Genomic DNA, 19,152 nt, shown 5'->3' with positions numbered 1-19,152 from the left:
CTACGGCGTCTTCACGACCCTCAGTTGTCGTCCTCGTCGATGAGGAACCCGCGCATCGGCGAGGGCGCCTGGCCCATCGGCGACGGGCCCTGCGGACGGACCGGCGCCATCGGCTGGGTCATCGCCGGGGACATCTGCTGCTGGCCGCCGTAGGACGGAGCAGAAGGAGCCGGGCCGCCACCCATCGTCTGGTTGCCGCCGTACGACGGGGCGCTGGCGCCCGCCGGGGCCATCGACGGCGCCGACGGCGACGGCAGGGAAGCCGTGGCCGGGGTGCGCGGCGGGGCCAGCGAGTCGTCGGCCTGGGTCTCCAGCTGACGCAGCTGCGACTCCAGGTACGACTTCAGGCGCGTGCGGTACTCGCGCTCGAAGCCACGCAGGTCCTCGACCTTGCGCTCCAGCGTGGCGCGGGCGGACTCCAGGGAGCCCATCGCGACGCGGTGCTTCTCCTGCGCGTCCCGCTCCAGGGCGTCCGCCTTGGCACGGGCGTCGCGCTCCAGACCCTCGGCGCGGCTGCGGGCCTCACCGACGATCTTGTTCGCCTCGGCGCGGGCCTCGGCGATCGCCTGGTCGGCGGTCTGCTGGGCCAGCGAGAGAACGCGCGCGGCGCTGTCGCCACCGGGACCCTGGCCGGGCATCCCCGGACCACCCATGGGGCCGCCCATAGGACCGCCCATGGGGCCACCCATCTGCTGCTGCATCGGGGGCTGGCCACCCATCGGACCCTGACCCATCGGACCCTGGCCCATCGGACCCTGACCCATCGGACCCTGACCCATCGGACCCTGGCCCATCGGACCCGGTCCCTGGGGACCACCCTGACCGCCGCCGGGGCCGGCCGGCAGCTGCGGGGCACCGCTCGGCAGCTGGGGCGGGCCACCCATGGGGCCGCCCATCTGCTGCTGCGGCGGGCCCGATATCCCGGCGGGAACGGGCGACCCGGGACCGCGCATGCCCTGCTGCTGATGCTGCTGGTCCTGGCCCTCCGGGGGCTTGCGCATGTTCTGCTGGTTCTGCGCGGCGGCACGAGTGGCGGCGGCCAGCTTGGCGCGCAGGTCCTCGTTCTCCCGGAGCAGGCGGGTCAGTTCGGCTTCGACCTCGTCGAGGAAGGCATCGACCTCGTCCTCGTCATAGCCTTCTCGGAGGCGGACGGTCGTGAACTGCTTGTTCCGAACGTCCTCGGGGGTCAGCGGCATGTCTTCACCTCAACGTAGTCATCGGCAGTCGGCAAGACCGTATCGTCCACATTCACCTCGCGAAGCTGCCCACGATCGAGATCAGGATGTAGACGATGATCATCAGTACGAAGAAGGACAGGTCGAGCGCCACGCCCCCGAGACGCAGCGGCGGGATGAACCGCCGCAGAAGCTTCAGCGGTGGATCGGTGACAGTGTAGGTGGCCTCCAGAACGACCACCATCGCCTTGCCGGGTTGCCATGAGCGGGCGAACTGGAAGACGTAGTCCATGACCAACCGGAAAATCAGCACGACGAGGAAGCACATCAGCGCGATGTAGACAACCTGTAGGAACACGCCCATGGTCCGCGCTTCCCTCTCCCCTGCTCCCGTGCCGTCTTTCCGGTCGTGCGTCTCAGCTCTGGTTGAAGAACCCGCCCTCTGCGATGCGGGCCTTGTCCTCCGCCGTGACATCGACGTTAGCAGGCGACAACAGGAACACCTTCTGCGTCACCCGCTCGATGCTGCCGTGAAGACCAAACACCAAACCGGCCGCAAAGTCGACAAGTCGCTTCGCATCTGTGTCATCCATCTCAGTCAGATTCATGATCACAGGAGTGCCCTCACGGAAGTGTTCCCCGATGGTACGGGCCTCGTTGTAGGTCCGGGGGTGAAGCGTGGTGATCCGGTACGGCTCTCGTTCGGACACGACCTTGGGCATGATCACCGGTGCGTTCTTCTCCAGACTCTGGCGTTCTTGTGTGATGGATGCCACGGGCGCGATGCGGGCCGGACGCCCGGATTCCGCGGGTAGCGAAGCGGAAGGGGACACGGGCTCGCGGGGCGCCGGCGGCTGCACCACGCGTACCGATTCGTCCCGTTGGGACTGAAGTGCCTGGTGCGCCTGGTGAGTCGGTTCGTGCCGCCGGCGGTCCCGCTCCGGCTCCGGATCGAGCTCGGGCTCGAAGTCGTCATCGGGGTCGAAACCCCGGCCGTCGTACCCATCGTCCTCCACGAGGCCGAGGTAGACCGCCATCTTGCGCATCGCGCCGGCCATGCTCTGAGTCCTCCGCTCTGTGGTGGATCGGCTGACGACTGCCAAGTGCCCGCGATCCACGAGGTCGTTACGCCCGCCTATCAGCGGTAATGACCATATTTTCTGCTGTGGTCCGACTTCCTGGCGACGTTACCCGAGCCTGGGGCGGACTCCGAGTACCGCAGTGCCGACGCGCACATGTGTCGCTCCGGCCGCAACGGCCTCCTCGAGATCCGCACTCATTCCTGCCGAGACCATGGTGGCAGCCGGATGGGCCCTGCGCAGGTCGGTCGACAAATCCATGAGCCGCTCGAACGCCGCCCGTTGACGCCCCGCGTACTCGCCGGTGAGCGGGGCGACCGTCATCAGGCCGTCCAGCCGCAGCCCCGGCGCGCTCGCGACGAGGTCGCCCAACTCTTCGATTCCTTCGGGCGCCACACCTCCGCGTTCCCCTCGACCGCTCGCCCCCGCGTCGAGCGCGACCTGGATGAGACAGCCCACCTCGCGCCCGGCCCGTACGGCCTCCTTGGACAGGGCCGTCACCAGCTTGGAACGATCGACGGACTGCACAAGATCCGCGTAACCGACCACGGATCGCACCTTGTTGGTCTGCAACTGACCGACAAAATGCCACGAAAGCGGCAGATCTGAGCAAGCCGCCGCCTTCGGTGCCGCATCCTGATCGCGGTTCTCGGCGACGTGCCGCACACCGAGTTCCGACAGAATCCGCACATCGGAGGCGGGATAGGTCTTGGTGACCACGATCAGGGTCACCTCCTCGCGCTTGCGCCCGGCGGCCGCGCACGCGGCGGCGATCCGGTCCTCCACCTTCGCGAGGTTCGTGGCGATGTGATCCCTACGGTCCGTCATGCCCCATCAGTCCAGCCAGACATAACCCGCGAGCCGCCCGGTCGTACGGTCACGGCGGTACGAGAAGTGATCGTGCGACTCCAGCGTGCACACCGGGGACTGCGCCCGGTCGCGCACCCCGAGCCGGTCGAGCTGCGCGTGCACGCCGGCGGTCACGTCGACCGCGGGAGTGCCCCAGCTCGTCTCGGCGTGCGCCGCCGGTTCGACGGCGGACACCTCGGCGCGCATGGCCTCCGGCACCTCGTAGCACCGGCCGCAGACCGCGGGTCCCGTGCGGGCGACGATCCGGGACGGGTCGGCGCCCAGTTCCATCATCGCGCGCACGGCGGCGGGGACGACTCCGGCGACCATGCCGGGCCGGCCGGCGTGGGCGGCGGCCGCGACGCCGGCGACCGGGTCGGCGAGCAGGACGGGGGTGCAGTCGGCGGTGAGCACCGCGAGGGCGAGACCGCGCCGGGCGGTGACGATCGCGTCCACCTCGGGTACCGGATTTTCACCCCAGGGGGCGTTCACCACGGCCACTTCGGCACCGTGCACCTGGTTCATCCACACCACCCGGACCGGATCGAGGCCGAGCGACTTCGCGGCCAGCTCCCGGTTGGTGCGTACGGCCTCGGGGTCGTCGCCGACCGCGCCGCCGAGGTTGAGCTCCTCGTACGGAGCGGCGCTCACCCCGCCCCACCGGTCGGTGAAGGCGAAGTGCGCGCCGCTCAGGGTGTCGCGCCGTCCTATCACTTGAGGAAGTCCGGAACGTCCAGTTCCTCGGCCGCGCTGTCCGAGTAGGTCCGCGACGGCGGCACCGACGGCGGGGGCACCGGGAGGTCGGCCACCGGCTCCGGGGCGGGCTCCGGGGCCTCCTTCGGCGTGACGCTGCCGAGCGAGCCGAAGGACGGACGGCTCTCGGCGGGGCGGACCGGTTCCTCGCGCTTGAGCGAGGAGGAGCCGAGGACGTTCTCCCGCTTGGCCGGGGGCTGGCCGCCGTCGAAGCCGGCGGCGATCACGGTGACCCGGACCTCGTCGCCGAGGGCGTCGTCGATCACCGCACCGAAGATGATGTTGGCCTCGGGGTGGGCGGCCTCGCTCACCAGCTGAGCGGCCTCGTTGATCTCGAACAGGCCGAGGTCGGAGCCGCCGGAGATGGACAGCAGCACACCGCGGGCGCCGTCGATGGACGCCTCGAGGAGCGGCGAGGAGATCGCCATCTCGGCCGCGGCCACCGCGCGGTCGTCGCCGCGGGCCGAGCCGATACCCATGAGGGCGGAACCGGCCTCGGACATCACGGACTTGACGTCGGCGAAGTCGAGGTTGATCAGGCCGGGCGTGGTGATGAGGTCGGTGATGCCCTGGACACCGGAGAGCAGGACCTGGTCGGCCGACTTGAAGGCGTCGAGGACCGAGACCTGGCGGTCCGAGATGGACAGCAGCCGGTCGTTCGGGATGACGATGAGGGTGTCGACCTCTTCGCGGAGGGCCGCGATGCCGTCCTCCGCCTGGTTCGCGCGGCGCCGTCCCTCGAAGGTGAACGGGCGCGTGACCACGCCGATGGTGAGCGCGCCGAGCGAGCGCGCGATGTTGGCCACGACGGGCGCGCCGCCGGTGCCGGTGCCGCCGCCTTCACCGGCCGTCACGAAGACCATGTCGGCCCCCTTGAGGACCTCCTCGATCTCCTCGCGGTGGTCCTCGGCGGCCTTGCGGCCGACGTCCGGGTTGGCCCCGGCGCCGAGTCCGCGCGTGAGTTCCCGGCCGACGTCCAGCTTGACGTCGGCGTCGCTCATCAACAGTGCTTGCGCGTCGGTGTTGATGGCGATGAACTCGACGCCCTTGAGACCGACCTCGATCATCCGGTTGATGGCATTGACACCACCGCCGCCGACACCGATGACCTTGATGACTGCGAGGTAGTTCTGCGGTGCTGCCACGTCGAAGGCCTCTCGCCTCGAATTACGTTGCCGTCGCCCCGCGGGTGACCCGCGGCCCGACGGCAGATGCCGAATGGGACGGTCCGAACGCCGACCCGAACCCTAACCCTGAAGTTTAGGGTTACCAGTGTGTCTGTTCCTTGGACTCTTCCGAACAGGACACTAAGTCGACAAGTGGCGCCCGTTCAACGAACACGCCGAACCTCCCGCTTTTCTTTTCACCCTATGTGATCAGCCGTAGCAGTGCCCAACCAGGGTGCTGGCCTGCGCGGATGTGCGTCAACTCCCCGATGACGCCGGGGCGGTGGGAACGCTGACATCGAAGTGCCGCGCGCCGGACGCGGCTTTCATCAGCGCGGTGAGCGCGGCGGCCTTCGCGCGGCCCCTCTCGCCACTGCCCCACAGCACCGTCCGCCCGCCGCTCAACTCCAGCGAGATGGCGTCGTAGGAACGGACTCTGACGGTCCGGATGTCCCGCTTGACGCCGGCCGGTACGTCCTGGGCCACGCGGGCGGCCTCACGGACCATCCGGTCGGTGCCGAATCGCCGCCAGCCGGCCGACTTGGAGACCGTCAATTCCAGAGCCGGGATGCCGTTCGGGGCTCGCGAAACCGTGGCGAACCGTACACCTTCCCTGTCCACTTCGACGAACTTTCCGCCGTTTTTGATGACCAGAACCGGAGTACGTTCAGCCACTTTCAGCCCGATTCCGTGAGGCCAGGAGCGGACCGCGTCAATCGTGTCAATTCGGGGCAGTTTCCGACGCACACGCGCCTCGATCGCCTCGGTGTCGACGGAAATCAGCGGCGTTCCGATCCGTACTCCGGCCGCCTCGCGCACCTGCGCCGCAGTCAGCACCCGGGTTCCGGAGACGGACACGCGCTCCACGCGCAGCCACGGGGAGCCGTACAGCAGCCAGAGCGAGCCACCGGCCGCCAACACCCCCGCCAGCGAAAGGATGATGAGCATACGAAGGGTGCGCAGCCGCCCGAGGCGAGGAGGCCGGGGCGGGCCGGGCCGAACCTGCTTCCGCTCACCGCGCTCGGCGGTCGTCGGTCCGGCCACGGTTCCTGCCTTCCCTCAAGCTGTTACTGGTGGCGCGAGGCGATCGCCTCGTACACCATGCCGACCAGCAGCTCGTCGGCGTCACGGCGGCCGAACTCGCTAGCTGCACGGGACATCTGGTACAGCCGGTGCGGATCGGCGAGCACCGGCAGGACGTTCTGCTGGACCCACTCGGGCGTGAGTTCCGCGTCGTCGACCAGCAGCCCACCGCCGGCCTTGACCACCGGCTGGGCGTTCAGCCGCTGTTCGCCGTTGCCGATGGGCAGCGGAACGTACGCGGCCGGCAGCCCGACGGCGGAAAGCTCGGCGACGGTCATCGCGCCCGCGCGGCAGAGCATCATGTCGGCCGCCGCGTACGCGAGGTCCATCCGGTCCAGATAACTTACCGGGATGTAGGGCGGCATCCCCGGCATCTGGTGCACCTGCGGCAGTTCGTTCTTCGGGCCGACCGCGTGCAGGATCTGGATGCCGGACTGCTGGAGGTACGGGGCGACCTGCTGGACGACCTCGTTGAGCCGGCGGGCGCCCTGGGAGCCGCCGGAGACCAGCAGCGTCGGCAGGTTCGGGTCGAGACCGAACGCGGCGCGGGCCTCGGGCCGCATGGCGGCGCGGTCCAGGGTGGCGATGGAGCGGCGCAGCGGGATGCCGATGTAGCGGGCGCCGCGCAGCTTGCTGTCCGGGGTGGAGACGGCGACCTGGGCGGCGTACCGCGAGCCGATCTTGTTGGCGAGGCCGGGGCGTGCGTTGGCCTCGTGGATGATGATCGGCACGCCGAGGCGCTTGGCGGCCAGATAGCCGGGCAGTGCCACATAGCCGCCGAAGCCGACGACGGCGTCCGCCTTGGTGCGCTCGATGATCTGCTCCGCAGCCTTGATCGTGCCGCGCAGCCGCCCGGGGACCGTGATCAGCTCGGGGGTCGGCTTGCGCGGCAAGGGGACGGCGGGGATCAGCGCGAGTTCATAGCCCCGCTCGGGGACGAGCCTGGTCTCCAGCCCGCGCTCCGTGCCCAGGGCCGTGATCCCCACGGTCGGATCCTGCCTGCGCAGGGCGTCCGCGAGGGCGAGCGCGGGCTCGATGTGGCCGGCGGTCCCCCCACCGGCGAGTACGACATGCACCGAAATTCACCGCTCTCCGGACGAACGCGCCGCCGAGGCACGCCGTCGCATCGTGTTCCATCTCCGAGGCCCCCGATCCATCCTGGTGCCTCCCGCCCGCTTTCTACCAAAGCGGGGTTGCCGCATCGCAAGCGCCGCCCGCGCAGCGGGCTCGTCGCGCGCGAAGGCGATCAGCAGCCCGATGGCGAACATGGTCGGCAGCAGGGCGGATCCCCCGTAGGAGAACAGCGGGAGCGGGACGCCGGCGATCGGCAGCAAGCCGAGCACCGCACCCATGTTGATCACGGCCTGGGCCATGATCCAGGTGGTCACGCCTCCCGCGGCGTACCTCACGAAGGGATCCTCCGTGCGTCCGGCCACGCGGATACCCGCATAGCCTAGAGCCGCGAAGAGGGCCAGTACCGACAGCGTGCCCGCGAGGCCGAGTTCCTCACCGGTGACGGCGAAGATGAAGTCCGTGTGCGCCTCGGGGAGTTGCCCCCATTTTTCCACACTGGCGCCGAGCCCGGAACCGAAGATTCCGCCCGAGGCGAGGGCGTAGAGGCCGTGCACGCCCTGCCAGCAGATGTCGTTCGGACCCAGGTCGGTCGCGCCGATGCAGGCCAGGCGGTTCAGGCGGTGCGGGCTGCTCTCGATGGCGAGGGCGCCGAGCACCACGGCGACGCCCAGCACGCCGGCGAACAGCCGCGTGGGCGCCCCGGCCAGCCACAGCAGTCCGAACAGGATCGCGGTCAGGATGATCGTCGTACCCATGTCGCCGCCCAGCATGATCAGCCCGAGCAGCACGAACGCCATCGGAACGAGCGGCACGAGCATGTGCTTCCACTGCGTGAGCAGCCGCTTGTCCTGCTTGCGCGCGATCAGGTCGGCGCCCCACAGCACGAGTGCGAGCTTGCCGAACTCGCTGGGCTGGATCTGGAAGGAGCCGCCCAGCGAGATCCAGTTCTGGTTCCCGTTGACCGCCATGCCCACCCCCGGCACCTGCACCAGGACGAGCAGGAAGAGGCCACCGGCCAGGATCGGGTACGCCAGCGCCCGGTGCAGCTTCACGGGCATCCGCGAGGCGACGAGCATCAGCAGGGCCCCGATCGCGGCCGCCAGGAACTGCTTGCGGAAGAAGTACGACCCGGGCAGCGACATCTGCAGCGCGGTGATCTGGGAGGCCGAGTAGACCATCACCAGACCCAGCACCGTGATCAGCAGACTGCTGCCGAGGATCAGGTAGTACGCGGTGAGCGGCCTGTCCCAGGCCCGCCGGGCCCGCGCGACGAGCCGGGTGAGGGCGTTGTCGCGCGGCGGCGGGGCGGTGGGGGGGCGCTTGGGCGCACGCGGCGTGGTACGGCTACTCGCTGCCACCGGTCACCTCATCGTCGCTGTGATACCGGCGGACCGCCGCCGACGAATCACCAGCCACATCTCACTCACGCGTCCCTCCAAGGGTCCCCAGGCCACCGGCGGTGGCCGAGACCCGGCGTCAGGCGCCCGCGCCCTCACCGAGTTCGCGAACGGCCTCCGCGAACGCATCCCCACGCTTGTTGTAGTTGGCGAACATGTCCATCGAGGCACAAGCAGGGGCCAACAACACGGTGTCACCCGCATGCGCCAGCTTCCGCGCCTCGGCCACAGCCGCCCGCATCGCCCCAGTGTCGGTCCGTTCGAGGTCCACCACCGGTACTTCCGGCGCGTGTCGCGCGAGGGCTTCACGGATCAGCGCCCGGTCCGCACCGATGAGCACCACACCCCGAAGCCGCTTGGCCGCGCCCGCGACCAGCTCGTCGAAGGTCGCTCCCTTGGCGAGCCCGCCGGCGATCCACACGATCGACTCATAGGCCGCCAACGAGGCCCCAGCGGCATGCGTGTTGGTGGCCTTGGAGTCGTCGACGTACGCGACGCCGTCCACGTCCGCGACATGCGCGATGCGGTGCGCGTCCGGCCGGAAGGCGCGCAGGCCGTCCCGTACGGCATTGGCCGGCACCCCGAAGGCGCGCGCGAGGGCCGCCGCCGCAAGGGCGTTGGCGATGTTGTGCGGGGCGGGCGGGTTGACGTCGGAGACCTCCGCCAGCTCCTGCGCGTTCTTCTGCCGGTCCTCGACGAAGGCCCGGTCCACCAGAATGCCGTCCACGACGCCGAGTTGGGACGGCGCGGGCGTGCCCAGCGTGAAACCGACGGCCCGGCAACCCTCTTCGACGTCCGCCTCGCGCACCAGGTCCTCGGTGGCCTTGTCGGCGACGTTGTAGACGCAGGCGACCCGATTGCCCTCGTAGATACGGCCCTTGTCCTTGGCGTAGGCCTCCATGGAGCCGTGCCAGTCGAGGTGATCGGGCGCCAGGTTCAGTACGGCGGCGGAGTGGGCGCGCAGCGACGGGGCCCAGTGAAGCTGATAGCTCGACAACTCCACCGCCAGGACGTCGTACTTCTCCTCGCCGAGGACGACGTCGAGCAGCGAGACCCCGATGTTGCCGACGGCGGCCGTGCGCAGGCCCGCCGCCTCCAGGATGGAGGCGAGCATCTGCACGGTCGTGGTCTTGCCGTTGGTGCCGGTGACGGCGAGCCAGGGCGCGGCGTCGGGACCGCGCAGCTGCCAGGCGAGTTCGACGTCGCCCCAGACCGGGACGCCCGCCTTCGCGGCCGCGGCGAACAGCGGCTTGTCCGGCTTCCAGCCGGGCGCGGTGACGATCAGCTCCGTGCCCTCGGGCAGGGTCGCGCCATCACCGAGGCGCACGGTGATCCCGCGCGCCTCCAGCTCCGCGGCCTGCGCCCGGGCCCGCTCGTCGTCGCCGTCGTTGACGACGGTCACGACCGCGCCGAGCCCGTGCAGCACCTTGGCCGCCGGGACGCCCGAGACGCCGAGCCCCGCGACGGTGACGTGCCTGCCCTGCCAGTCGGTCACTTTTCCGCTGCCCATCCTGCGTAGAAGATGCCCAGTCCGACGACCACGCAAATACCCTGGATGATCCAGAACCTGACCACCACCAGGACCTCGGACCAGCCCTTGAGCTCGAAGTGGTGCTGGAGCGGCGCCATCCGGAAGACCCGCTTGCCGGTGAGACGGAAGGAGCCGACCTGGATCACGACGGACATGGTGATCAGGACGAACAGGCCGCCCAGCAGCGCGAGCAGCAACTCGGTGCGGGAGCAGATGGCGAGGCCGGCGAGCGCGCCGCCCAGCGCGAGCGACCCGGTGTCGCCCATGAAGATCTTGGCGGGTGAGGTGTTCCACCACAGGAAGCCCAGGCAGGAGCCCATCAGCGCCGAGGCGACGATGGCGAGGTCGAGAGGGTCGCGCACCTGGTAGCAGGCTGACGGGTTGGTCAGCGTCATGGCGTTGGCGCAGGACTCCTGGAACTGCCAGACGCCGATGAACGTGTACGCGCCGAACACGAGCACGGAGGCGCCGGTGGCCAGGCCGTCGAGACCGTCGGTGAGGTTCACGCCGTTCGACATCGCGAGGATCATGAACAGCGCCCAGACCACGAAGAGCACCGGGCCGATGGTCCAGCCGAAGTCCTGCACGAAGGAGAGCTTGGTGGAGGCCGGGGTGTTGCCGCGGGCGTCTGCGAACTGCAGCGCCAGCACCGCGAAGGCGACGCCGACGATCAGCTGTCCGGCCATCTTGGCCTTGGCGCGCAGACCGAGCGACCGACGCTTGACGATCTTGATGTAGTCGTCCAGGAAGCCGACCAGGCCCATGCCCGCCATCAGCGCGAGCACCAGCAGCCCGGAGTAGTTCGGCGGGTAGCCGGTGATCACCTTGGACAGGAAGTACGCGGCGATGGTCGACAGGATGAAGGCGATACCACCCATGGTCGGCGTACCGCGCTTGCTGGCGTGCTCGCGCGGTCCGTCGTCGCGGATGTACTGGCCGTAGCCCTTGCGGGCCAGCAGCTTGATCAGCAGCGGCGTGCCGACCAACGTCAGGAAGAGGCCAATGACTCCTGCGAACAGGATCTGCTTCATCATCGGGCTGCGACCTCACCCTCGGCACCGGTCTCGAGCAGCGCCTGCGCCACGCTCTCGAGCCCGACCGACCGGGACGCCTTCACGAGTACGACGTCTCCCGGGCGCAACTCGCTGCGCAACAGGTCGATCGCCGCCTGTGCGTCGGACACGTGCACCGACTCCTCACCCCACGAACCCTCGTTATATGCGCCCAGTTGCAGCCAGGACGCTTCCCTGCCCCCGACCGCGACGAGCTTGCTGACGTTGAGCCGGACGACGAGCCGTCCGACCGCGTCGTGCTCGGCGAGCGCCTCGTCCCCGAGCTCGGCCATCTTGCCGAGCACCGCCCAGGTCCGCCGTCCCCGGCCCATGGCGGCCAGCGCGCGCAGGGCGGCCTTCATGGACTCCGGGTTGGCGTTGTAGGCGTCGTTGACGATGGTCACGCCGTCAGGGCGCTCGGTGACCTCCATCCGCCAGCGGGAGAGGGAGCCCGCCTCGGAGAGCGCGACGGCGATCTCGTCTGCGGACATGCCCAGCTCATGGGCGACGGCGGCCGCGGCGAGCGCGTTCGACACGTGGTGCTCACCGTACAGGCGCATGGTCACATCGGATGCACCGGAGGGTGTGTGAAGCCTGAAGGCGGGCTGTCCGCTGTCCGTGAGTCGCACGTTCTCGGCGCGTACGTCCGCTTCGTCGGACTCCCCGAAAAGGATCACCTTCGCCTTCGTACGGGAGGTCATGGCACGCACGTACGGATCGTCGGCGTTGAGGACCGCGATGCCGCCGGCGTCCGAGACGGGCAGGCTCTCGACGAGCTCGCCCTTGGCCTGTGCGATCTGATCCCGGCCGCCGAACTCGCCGATGTGGGCGGAGCCGACGTTGAGCACGACACCGACCTTCGGCGGCGTCAGCTCGGTGAGGTAGCGGATGTGGCCGATGCCTCGGGCGCCCATCTCCAGGACGAGGAACCTGGTGTCCTCGGTGGCGCTGAGAGCGGTCAGCGGCAGCCCGATCTCGTTGTTGAGCGAGCCGGGGGTGAACACGGTCGGCGCCTTGCGCTGGAGCACCTGCGCGATGAGGTCCTTGGTGCTGGTCTTGCCGGCGGAGCCGGTGAGGGCCACGAGGGTCGCCCCCAGCCGGGAGACGACGTGACGCGCGAGGGCGCCGAGGGCGGCCTGGACGTCGTCCACGACGATCGCGGGCACGCCGACGGGGCGCGCCGCCAGGACGGCGGCGGCACCCGCCTCGACGGCCGCGCGGGCGAAGTCGTGGCCGTCCACGCGTTCGCCGACGAAGGCGACGAAGAGGCAACCGGGCCGCACCTCGCGGGAGTCCCGGACGACCGGCCCGGTGACCTGGACGGACGGGTCCGGTATGTCATGCGTCTGCCCGCCGACGACTTCTGCGATCTCGGCGAGGGAGAGGGCGATCACAAGTTCATCCCTGGGTCTTCTGGATAGCTTCGCGAAGCACCTGGCGGTCGTCGAAGGGACGGACCACTCCGGCGATGTCCTGGCCCTGTTCGTGGCCCTTGCCCGCGACGAGCACGGTGTCCCCGGGCCGCGCGCGGGCGACGGCGGCCTCGATGGCGGCGGCCCGGTCCTCGAAGACCTGGACCTCGCCGCGCTCGTGCGCGGGCACGGACGCGGCGCCCTGGAGCATGGTGGCGAGGATCGCGAGGGGGTCCTCGGAGCGCGGGTTGTCGGAGGTCAGTACGGCCGTGTCGGCGAGCCGGGCCGCGGCGGCGCCCATCGGGGCGCGCTTGGTGGTGTCACGGTCGCCGCCGCAGCCGATGACGACGTGCAGCCTGCCCTCGGTGACCTTGCGCAGGGCGCGCAGCACCGATTCGACGGCGTCGGTCTTGTGGGCGTAGTCCACGACCGCGAGGTAGGGCTGGCCGGCGTCCACGCGCTCCAGTCGCCCGGGGACGCCCGGCACGGCGGCGACGCCGTCGGCGGCGGTCTGCGGATCCAGCCCGGCCTCGGCGAGGGCGACGATCGCGGCGAGGGTGTTCGCCACGTTGAACGGGCCCGGCAGCGGCGACCTGGCGGCGATCCGCTGGTCCTTGGGGCCGATCACGGTGAACGTGGAGTCCAGCGGGCCGATGTGGACGTCCTCGGCACGCCAGTCGGCATCCGGGTGGCCCTCGGCGGAGTACGTGACGACCGGGACGCCGGCCTCCTTGGCGAGCCTGCGGCCGTACTCGTCGTCGAGGTTGACCACGCCGAGCCTGCTGCGTTTCTGGGTGAACAACTGCGCCTTCGCCCGGAAGTAGTCCTCCATGTCGGAGTGGAACTCCATGTGTTCCGGGCTGAGGTTGGTGAAGACGGCGACGTCGAACACGCAGCCGTCGACGCGGCCGAGGACCAGCGCGTGGCTGGAGACCTCCATGGCGACGGCCTCGACCCCGCGCTCGCGCATGACCGCGAACAGGGCCTGCAGGTCGGTGGCCTCGGGGGTGGTGCGCTCGGACTTGATGCGGGTCTCGCCGATGCGCATCTCGACCGTGCCGATCAGTCCGGTGGAGCGGACCGTCTTCAGACCGCCCTCGACGAGGTAGGCGGTGGTGGTCTTGCCGGAGGTGCCGGTGATGCCGATCTGGAGCAGGTCACGGCCGGGGTGGCCGTAGATCGTGGCCGCCAGCTCGCCCATTCGTGCGCGGGGGTCGTCGACCACCAGGACCGGCAGGCCGGTCGCGGCGGCGCGCTCGGCGCCCGTCGGGTCGGTCAGCACGGCGACCGCGCCGAGTCCGGCGGCCTGGGTGACGAAGTCGGCGCCGTGCGCTCGGGCGCCGGGCAGGGCGGCGTACAGGTCGCCGGGGCGGACGGCGCGTGAGTCGTGGGTGATGCCCGTGACCTCGGCGGCGCCCTCCGGGGCGGTGACACCCAGCTGGCCGGCGAGCTCCGCGAGTGGTGTGGCGGAGAGGTGCTGCGGCCTGGGCGGTCCCGGATACGTCACGGAAGCGCCCTTCTGAGTGGTGGGGGACTGATCAGCGTGTGGCACGGCGGTGAGCGTACCGGGCGTACCCCCTGAGGGGCGAAAAGGGAGCCCGCGCGAAGCGCGGTCCGACAAGGGCGGTGGTGGGAGACGGGCGGGCGGGGGCGAGGGCGGGGTGTGGTTCCCGGGGTCGGGAGTGTTCGTTGTCACGAGCTGGTTCCTGGTCGGTCTTTCCCGTAGTGCTTCGTGGAGCTGATCATGGCGTGAACGTGACGGGCAGGTTCGCTGAGGCGGCTCCGGTGGGCGGGACCTGGAGGGTCTTCAGGGCGAACTCCATCACCTGCTTGAAGACGGGGCCGCAGATGTCGCCGCCGAAGTAGCTGCCCTTCGTGGCGTTCTGGATCGCGCAGTAGACGGTGATGCGCGGGTTGTCCGCGGGGGCGAAACCGGCGAAGGAGGACGTGTAGCCGCGGTACCTGCCGGTGGCCGGATCCACGCGGTTGGCCGTACCCGTCTTGCCCGCGACGCGGTAGCCGGGGATGCGCGCCTTCTTGCCGGTTCCCTGCCCGTCGTCCACGACGGCCTCCAGCATCTGGGCGAGCGTCTTCGCCGTCTTGCCGCTGACGACCCTGGTCTTCTCGGGCTGGGTGGCCGGGGTGAAGTGGCCGTCCGGGCCCTTCGTGCCGCGCACCAGGGTGGGCTCGACGCGCACGCCGCCGTTGGCGATGGTCGAGTAGACGGACGCGGCCTGCACCGCGTTGATCGACACACCCTGGCCGAAAGGAATCGTGTACTGCTGGGAGGTCGACCACTTGCCGGGCGGCGCGAGGATGCCGGCGGTCTCACCGGGGAGGTCGAGCCCGGTGGGGCGGCCGATGCCGAATTTGCGCAGATAGGAGTACAGAACCTGGTTGGCCTGCGCCTGCGTCCTGCCGAGCTGGCCGGCCGCCAGGATGGTGCCGATGTTGCTGGACCTGGCGAGGACGCCGTTGAGGGTCAGGTACCAGGTCGTGTGGTCGACGTCGTCCGCGAAGAGCCGGTCGCCGCGGTGCAGCCGGTTGGGCACGGTGACGTGGGTCAGCGGGGTCGCGGCGTTCTCCTGGAGCACGGCCGCCATGGTCATGACCTTGGCGGTGGAGCCAGGCTCGTACGCGTCCTGCAGGGCGGCGTTGCCGAGGGCGGCCGAGTCGGCGTGCGCGAGGTCGTTGGGGTCGAAGCCGGGCGAGTTGGCGAGGGCCAGGATCTGACCGGTCCGGGTGTCCTGCACCACGACGTACCCGCGGTCGGCCTTGGACTTCTTCACCTGGTCGGTGATGGCGCTCTGGGCGGCCCACTGGATGTCCCGGTCGATGGTCAGTTCGACGTCGGAACCGGCCACGGCGGGTGTCTCGGCGGAGCCCGCGGTCGGCACCAGACGGCCGCCGGACTGGGCGTAGCGGATCTTGCCGTCCTTGCCGGCCAGCTCCTGGTTCAGCTGTTGCTCGATGCCGCCGGCGCCCTTGCCCTCGGCACTGACCCAGCCGAGCACTCCGGCGGCGAGGTCACCGTTGGGGTAGACGCGTTTGTTGGTGGGCTCGGCGAGGACTCCGGCGAGGACGTTGGCCGTGTTCGGGTCCGTCCTCGCCTTGGCCGCGAGGGTGTTCCTCAGATCCTTGATCTGGTTCCACACCTGAGGGGTCTGGCGGTGGGCGAGCAGCACGTACTGGGTGTCCGGGGTCCTGAGTTTCCTGGCGATCTCGGCGGTGTCCTGGCCGATGATCGGGGCCAGCAGCGCGGCGGCCTGCTCGGGGGCGTCGGCGACCTTGGTGACCTTCGGCGTGAAGAGCGTCGGGTCGGCCGTGATGTCGTACGCGTCCACGCTGCTCGCCAGCGCGACGCCGTTGCGGTCGGTGATCTCGCCGCGGACGGCGGCCAGGGTGCGGCCGACATAGCGGTTCTGGTCGGCCTTGGCGGTGTACGTGCTCGCGTCCACGGCCTGCACCTGGAGCAGCCGTACGACGAAGGCGGACATCACCAGGGTCAGTGCGAGGCCGATCAACCGCAGCCGGGGGCGGGGGCTGCCGAGCCGGATGGTGCGCGGGGCGGGGCGGCGGCCCGTGGCCGGGCGGCGTGCCGGGCGGGCGCCGGGGCTCGGGCGGCGCCGGGCGTCGGGACGCACGGGCCGGGCGGGGCCGGGCACGCGACGGCGCGGCGGTTCCCTGTCGGACACTTCCGTCACCTGCCGGGGGTCGGGGAGGGGGCTTCGGGCGGGGTCGGGGACGCGGCCGTGCGGGCGGCCGGAGTCGGGGACGCGGCCGTGCGGGCGGCCGGGGTCGAGGGCGCGGCCGTGCGGGCGGCCGCCGGATGGGTGGAAGGGGACGGTGACGGCGGTGCCGCCGGGCTGGGGCCGGTGCTGAGCGCCTCGGGCGGGCGCACGGCTGCGGTGCTCGCCGAGGCCTGCTGACCGGCGGGCTCGGGGACGCCCTTGACGGTGCCGTCGGGGTTCAGGAAGGCGGGGTCGCCGCCGGGGACCATGCCTAGCTCGCGGGCCCGGCGCTGGAGCGCGTCGGGCGCGGAGTAGGCGTCGACGTCCCGTTGGAGGGCCTGTTCCTCGTCGGTGAGGCTCTTGGTCTGCCGCTGCAGGTCGTCGAGCTTGAACGCGCCCTCGCTGAGCGCGGAGTTCAGCATGAGGAGCGCGATGAGGCCGCCGCCGAGCAGCAGGACGACGAGCAGCACGAAGGGGGTACGGGCGGCCCGGCTGCCGCCGGCGGGGATCAGCCGGGCGAGCCGGGCTGCCCGGCCCCTGAGTTCGGGTTTGCCGCTCACACGCCCTCCCGCCGCGCTTCCACACCCTCCTCGCGTCTCCTGCTCACTCGCCCACCCCTTTCGTGCGCCTCACTCGGTTGTCGTACGGCTCACTCGGTGCCCTGGCTCACTCGACGTCCGCACGGACGCGCTCGGCACCACGCAGACGCGCCGGAGCCGCCCGGCGGTTCTCGGCGATCTCCTCTTCGGTGGGAAGTTCGGCACCGCGGGTGAGGAGCTTGAGCCGGGGCTGGTAGCGCTCGGGGACGACCGGCAGCCCGGGCGGCGCGGTGCTCGCCGCACCCGCCGCGAACACCTGCTTGACCAGGCGGTCCTCGAGCGAGTGGTAGGAGAGGACGGCGATCCGGCCGCCGACGGACAGCGCCTTGACGGCCGCGGGGATCGCCCGTTCCAGGACGGCGAGCTCGCCGTTGACCTCGATGCGCAGCGCCTGGAAGGTGCGCTTGGCCGGGTTGCCGCCGGTCCGCTTGGCCGCCTGCGGGAGCGCGTCGCGGATCAGCTCCACGAGCCGCGCGCTGTTGGTGAACGGCTCCTTCTCGCGCTCGCGCACGATCGCGGACACGATCCGCTTGGCCTGCTTCTCCTCGCCGTACGTCCGCAGGATCCGCACCAGGTCGCCGGCCGGGTAGGTGTTGAGGACCTCGGCGGCGCTGATGCCCGTCGTCTGGTCCATGCGCATGTCGAGCGGGGCGTCCTGGGCGTAGGCGAAACCACGCTCGGCCTCGTCGAGTTGCATGGACGAGACGCCGAGGTCGAAGAGCACGCCCTGGACGCGCGGCACGCCCAGCCGGGCGAGCACGTCGGGCAGTTCGTCGTAGACCGCGTGCACCAGCGTGGCCCGGTCGCCGAAGGGGGCGAGGCGCTCCCCGGACAGGCGCAGCGCCTCCTTGTCCCGGTCCAGTCCGATGAGCCGGGCCTCGGGGAACCGCGCCAGCAGCGCCTCGCTGTGACCGCCGAGCCCGAGGGTGCAGTCGACGACGACGGCCCCCGGCTCGGCGAGGGCCGGGGCCAGCATGTCCAGGCACTGCCGGAGCATGACGGGCACGTGTCGACTCTGGGACAAGGGGGCCTCTCAGATCCGGCGCGGCCCGCATCGCACCGCCAGGTCCCCGCCCGCTCACAAGGCGGCCTGCCGGCGCCGGAAGCGTCAGCCGACCGGGAGCGGGAGGAGGCCGAGCCGTACGTACGCGCCGCGCACGCGGGGAGTCATCGGCGTCCGCCGACTCCTCCGGGGTGAACAGTGGCGGGGAGAGCGTCTCGCCTCCCGCTTCGCGTCACTTTAGTCCACCCCGTCTCGCGGTCAATCAACGGGCCTGCGTGTGGCGCCACCGGCCCGCCACGGCGGAAGGATTCGAAAGGATTCACCCATCCGGTGGATGTTTCCCCTCGCGTGTGGGTTGGCTCACAACATGCCGCAGTGGCGTTTTTTGTCCCTGTCCACAGCGGGCCGAGATCGCGGATGACCAGTAACGTCATGGGTATGACGACTTCCGCATCCGTGCCCGCCGGTCCCGAAGGCGCCATAGTGGGCCCTGTCACCGATCGCCTCGTCGAGGCCAACCAGCGCTACGCCACCGCGTTCACCGATCCCGGGATGGATGCCCGTCCCGTGCTCGGCGTCGCCGTCGTGGCCTGCATGGACGCACGCCTCGACCTGCATGCCGCGCTCGGCCTGAAGCTGGGCGACTGTCACACCATCCGCAACGCGGGCGGTGTGGTCACCGACGACGTGATCCGCTCCCTCACCATCAGCCAGCGGGCGCTCGGCACCCGCAGCGTCGTGCTCATCCACCACACGGGCTGCGGCCTGGAGTCGCTGACCGAGGAGTTCCGGCACGAGCTGGAGATGGAGGTCGGCCAGCGGCCCTCCTGGGCGGTCGAGGCGTTCCGCGACGTCGACCAGGACGTGCGGCAGTCGATGCAGCGCGTGCGCACCTCGCCGTTCCTGGTGCACACGGACGACGTGCGCGGTTTCGTGTTCGACGTGAAGACGGGCCGGCTGCGGGAGATCGATCCGGCGTAACGGCACGTTCCGGGCCCCCACCCCGTACTCCACCCGCCGTCAGCGGGCCACCGGGAAAAGTCCATTCGGACAAAGATCCCGGCTCCGGTGCACCAAAAAGCCCGTAAGGCCGACATATCGCGGCCAGTTATCCACAGGCGAGTGACACGAATCGGTAACGGCGGCAAGATTGCGGGTTGTGGCGTCACGCGGAGCTTCTCAGGCGTGGTGTCCGTGTTTCGGGGTGGGCCGGTCCGCACAGCAGAGCGTCGGCCCGGAGAAAAAACG

At 70.5% G+C, this 19,152-nt stretch carries 17 protein-coding genes; 1 reads left to right on the top strand and 16 read right to left on the bottom strand.

Translation table 11 applies throughout. From position 1 onward, the window contains the following. Nucleotides 1-20: 20 nt before the first annotated feature. The 16 genes from ACZ7L1_RS03400 to rsmH all read right to left on the bottom strand — a co-directional run bounded on the left by ACZ7L1_RS03400 (nucleotide 21) and on the right by rsmH (nucleotide 17,925). Nucleotides 21-1,196 (bottom strand): DivIVA domain-containing protein, encoded by a 1,176-nt coding sequence (locus ACZ7L1_RS03400; RefSeq protein ID WP_471433783.1) that lies wholly within the window; start codon nucleotides 1,194-1,196, stop codon nucleotides 21-23. 52 nt (nucleotides 1,197-1,248) lie between these two features. Then, on the bottom strand, nucleotides 1,249-1,539 hold the full coding sequence (locus ACZ7L1_RS03395; protein ID WP_103839876.1) for a YggT family protein: 291 nt from the start codon (nucleotides 1,537-1,539) through the stop codon (nucleotides 1,249-1,251). 52 nt (nucleotides 1,540-1,591) lie between these two features. After that, nucleotides 1,592-2,233, bottom strand: coding sequence for a cell division protein SepF (locus ACZ7L1_RS03390; protein WP_471433781.1), 642 nt, complete (start codon nucleotides 2,231-2,233; stop codon nucleotides 1,592-1,594). 129 nt (nucleotides 2,234-2,362) lie between these two features. Next, complete coding sequence (locus ACZ7L1_RS03385; RefSeq protein ID WP_471433780.1) at nucleotides 2,363-3,082, bottom strand: YggS family pyridoxal phosphate-dependent enzyme; 720 nt, start codon at nucleotides 3,080-3,082, stop codon at nucleotides 2,363-2,365. Between the two features lie 6 nt (nucleotides 3,083-3,088). Next, a complete protein-coding gene (gene pgeF, locus ACZ7L1_RS03380) occupies nucleotides 3,089-3,817 on the bottom strand; it encodes a peptidoglycan editing factor PgeF (protein WP_471433779.1) in 729 nt (242 codons plus the stop codon). Continuing rightward, nucleotides 3,814-5,001 carry a cell division protein FtsZ gene (gene ftsZ / locus ACZ7L1_RS03375; RefSeq protein WP_103839872.1) on the bottom strand — a complete coding sequence of 396 codons (1,188 nt, stop codon included), beginning with the start codon at nucleotides 4,999-5,001 and terminating at the stop codon, nucleotides 3,814-3,816. The genes pgeF and ftsZ overlap by 4 nt, the downstream gene beginning before the upstream one ends. A gap of 279 nt (nucleotides 5,002-5,280) precedes the next feature. Next, nucleotides 5,281-6,066, bottom strand: a complete 786-nt coding sequence (locus ACZ7L1_RS03370) for a cell division protein FtsQ/DivIB (protein ID WP_471433777.1) — start codon at nucleotides 6,064-6,066, stop codon at nucleotides 5,281-5,283. A gap of 23 nt (nucleotides 6,067-6,089) precedes the next feature. Continuing rightward, a complete protein-coding gene (murG, locus tag ACZ7L1_RS03365; RefSeq protein WP_471433775.1) occupies nucleotides 6,090-7,181 on the bottom strand; it encodes an undecaprenyldiphospho-muramoylpentapeptide beta-N-acetylglucosaminyltransferase in 1,092 nt (363 codons plus the stop codon). A gap of 6 nt (nucleotides 7,182-7,187) precedes the next feature. Beyond that, entirely contained in the window at nucleotides 7,188-8,537 is a 1,350-nt protein-coding gene (gene ftsW / locus ACZ7L1_RS03360; RefSeq protein WP_471433773.1) for a putative lipid II flippase FtsW, read from the bottom strand. Between the two features lie 118 nt (nucleotides 8,538-8,655). Further along, entirely contained in the window at nucleotides 8,656-10,086 is a 1,431-nt protein-coding gene (murD, locus tag ACZ7L1_RS03355) for a UDP-N-acetylmuramoyl-L-alanine--D-glutamate ligase (RefSeq protein WP_471433772.1), read from the bottom strand. After that, the gene (mraY, locus tag ACZ7L1_RS03350; RefSeq protein ID WP_471433771.1) at nucleotides 10,068-11,141 is read right to left on the bottom strand and encodes a phospho-N-acetylmuramoyl-pentapeptide-transferase; all 1,074 of its coding nucleotides are present in this window, start codon (nucleotides 11,139-11,141) and stop codon (nucleotides 10,068-10,070) included. The genes murD and mraY overlap by 19 nt, the downstream gene beginning before the upstream one ends. Further along, complete coding sequence (locus ACZ7L1_RS03345; RefSeq protein WP_471433769.1) at nucleotides 11,138-12,553, bottom strand: UDP-N-acetylmuramoyl-tripeptide--D-alanyl-D-alanine ligase; 1,416 nt, start codon at nucleotides 12,551-12,553, stop codon at nucleotides 11,138-11,140. Before ACZ7L1_RS03345 ends, mraY begins: the two co-directional genes overlap by 4 nt. 4 nt (nucleotides 12,554-12,557) lie before the next feature. Then, entirely contained in the window at nucleotides 12,558-14,078 is a 1,521-nt protein-coding gene (locus ACZ7L1_RS03340) for a UDP-N-acetylmuramoyl-L-alanyl-D-glutamate--2,6-diaminopimelate ligase (protein WP_471434219.1), read from the bottom strand. 235 nt (nucleotides 14,079-14,313) lie between these two features. After that, entirely contained in the window at nucleotides 14,314-16,266 is a 1,953-nt protein-coding gene (locus ACZ7L1_RS03335; protein ID WP_471433768.1) for a peptidoglycan D,D-transpeptidase FtsI family protein, read from the bottom strand. Between the two features lie 5 nt (nucleotides 16,267-16,271). Beyond that, nucleotides 16,272-16,862, bottom strand: coding sequence for a cell division protein FtsL (gene ftsL, locus ACZ7L1_RS03330; protein WP_471433767.1), 591 nt, complete (start codon nucleotides 16,860-16,862; stop codon nucleotides 16,272-16,274). Nucleotides 16,863-16,968: 106 nt separating this feature from the next. Then, nucleotides 16,969-17,925, bottom strand: coding sequence for a 16S rRNA (cytosine(1402)-N(4))-methyltransferase RsmH (gene rsmH / locus ACZ7L1_RS03325; RefSeq protein WP_471433765.1), 957 nt, complete (start codon nucleotides 17,923-17,925; stop codon nucleotides 16,969-16,971). 417 nt (nucleotides 17,926-18,342) lie between these two features. On the opposite strand from rsmH, the gene ACZ7L1_RS03320 reads away from it, so the two are divergent. Beyond that, a complete protein-coding gene (locus ACZ7L1_RS03320) occupies nucleotides 18,343-18,885 on the top strand; it encodes a beta-class carbonic anhydrase (protein ID WP_366028448.1) in 543 nt (180 codons plus the stop codon). Nucleotides 18,886-19,152 lie beyond the last annotated feature (267 nt).

The sequence above is a fragment of the Streptomyces sp. NPDC107546 genome (assembly GCF_055639175.1).
Note: the sequence above shows the minus strand (reverse complement) of the source record. Positions and strands in the feature narration are given on the sequence as shown.

Coding starts and splice junctions, on each gene's coding strand:
- murD (WP_471433772.1), bottom strand. CDS start 10,086: ATGGGCAGCGGAAAAGTGACCGACTGGCAGGGCAGGCACGTCACCGTC.
- ACZ7L1_RS03385 (WP_471433780.1), bottom strand. CDS start 3,082: ATGACGGACCGTAGGGATCACATCGCCACGAACCTCGCGAAGGTGGAG.
- ACZ7L1_RS03395 (WP_103839876.1), bottom strand. CDS start 1,539: ATGGGCGTGTTCCTACAGGTTGTCTACATCGCGCTGATGTGCTTCCTC.
- mraY (WP_471433771.1), bottom strand. CDS start 11,141: ATGATGAAGCAGATCCTGTTCGCAGGAGTCATTGGCCTCTTCCTGACG.
- ACZ7L1_RS03390 (WP_471433781.1), bottom strand. CDS start 2,233: ATGGCCGGCGCGATGCGCAAGATGGCGGTCTACCTCGGCCTCGTGGAG.
- ACZ7L1_RS03320 (WP_366028448.1), top strand. CDS start 18,343: ATGACGACTTCCGCATCCGTGCCCGCCGGTCCCGAAGGCGCCATAGTG.
- ACZ7L1_RS03400 (WP_471433783.1), bottom strand. CDS start 1,196: ATGCCGCTGACCCCCGAGGACGTTCGGAACAAGCAGTTCACGACCGTC.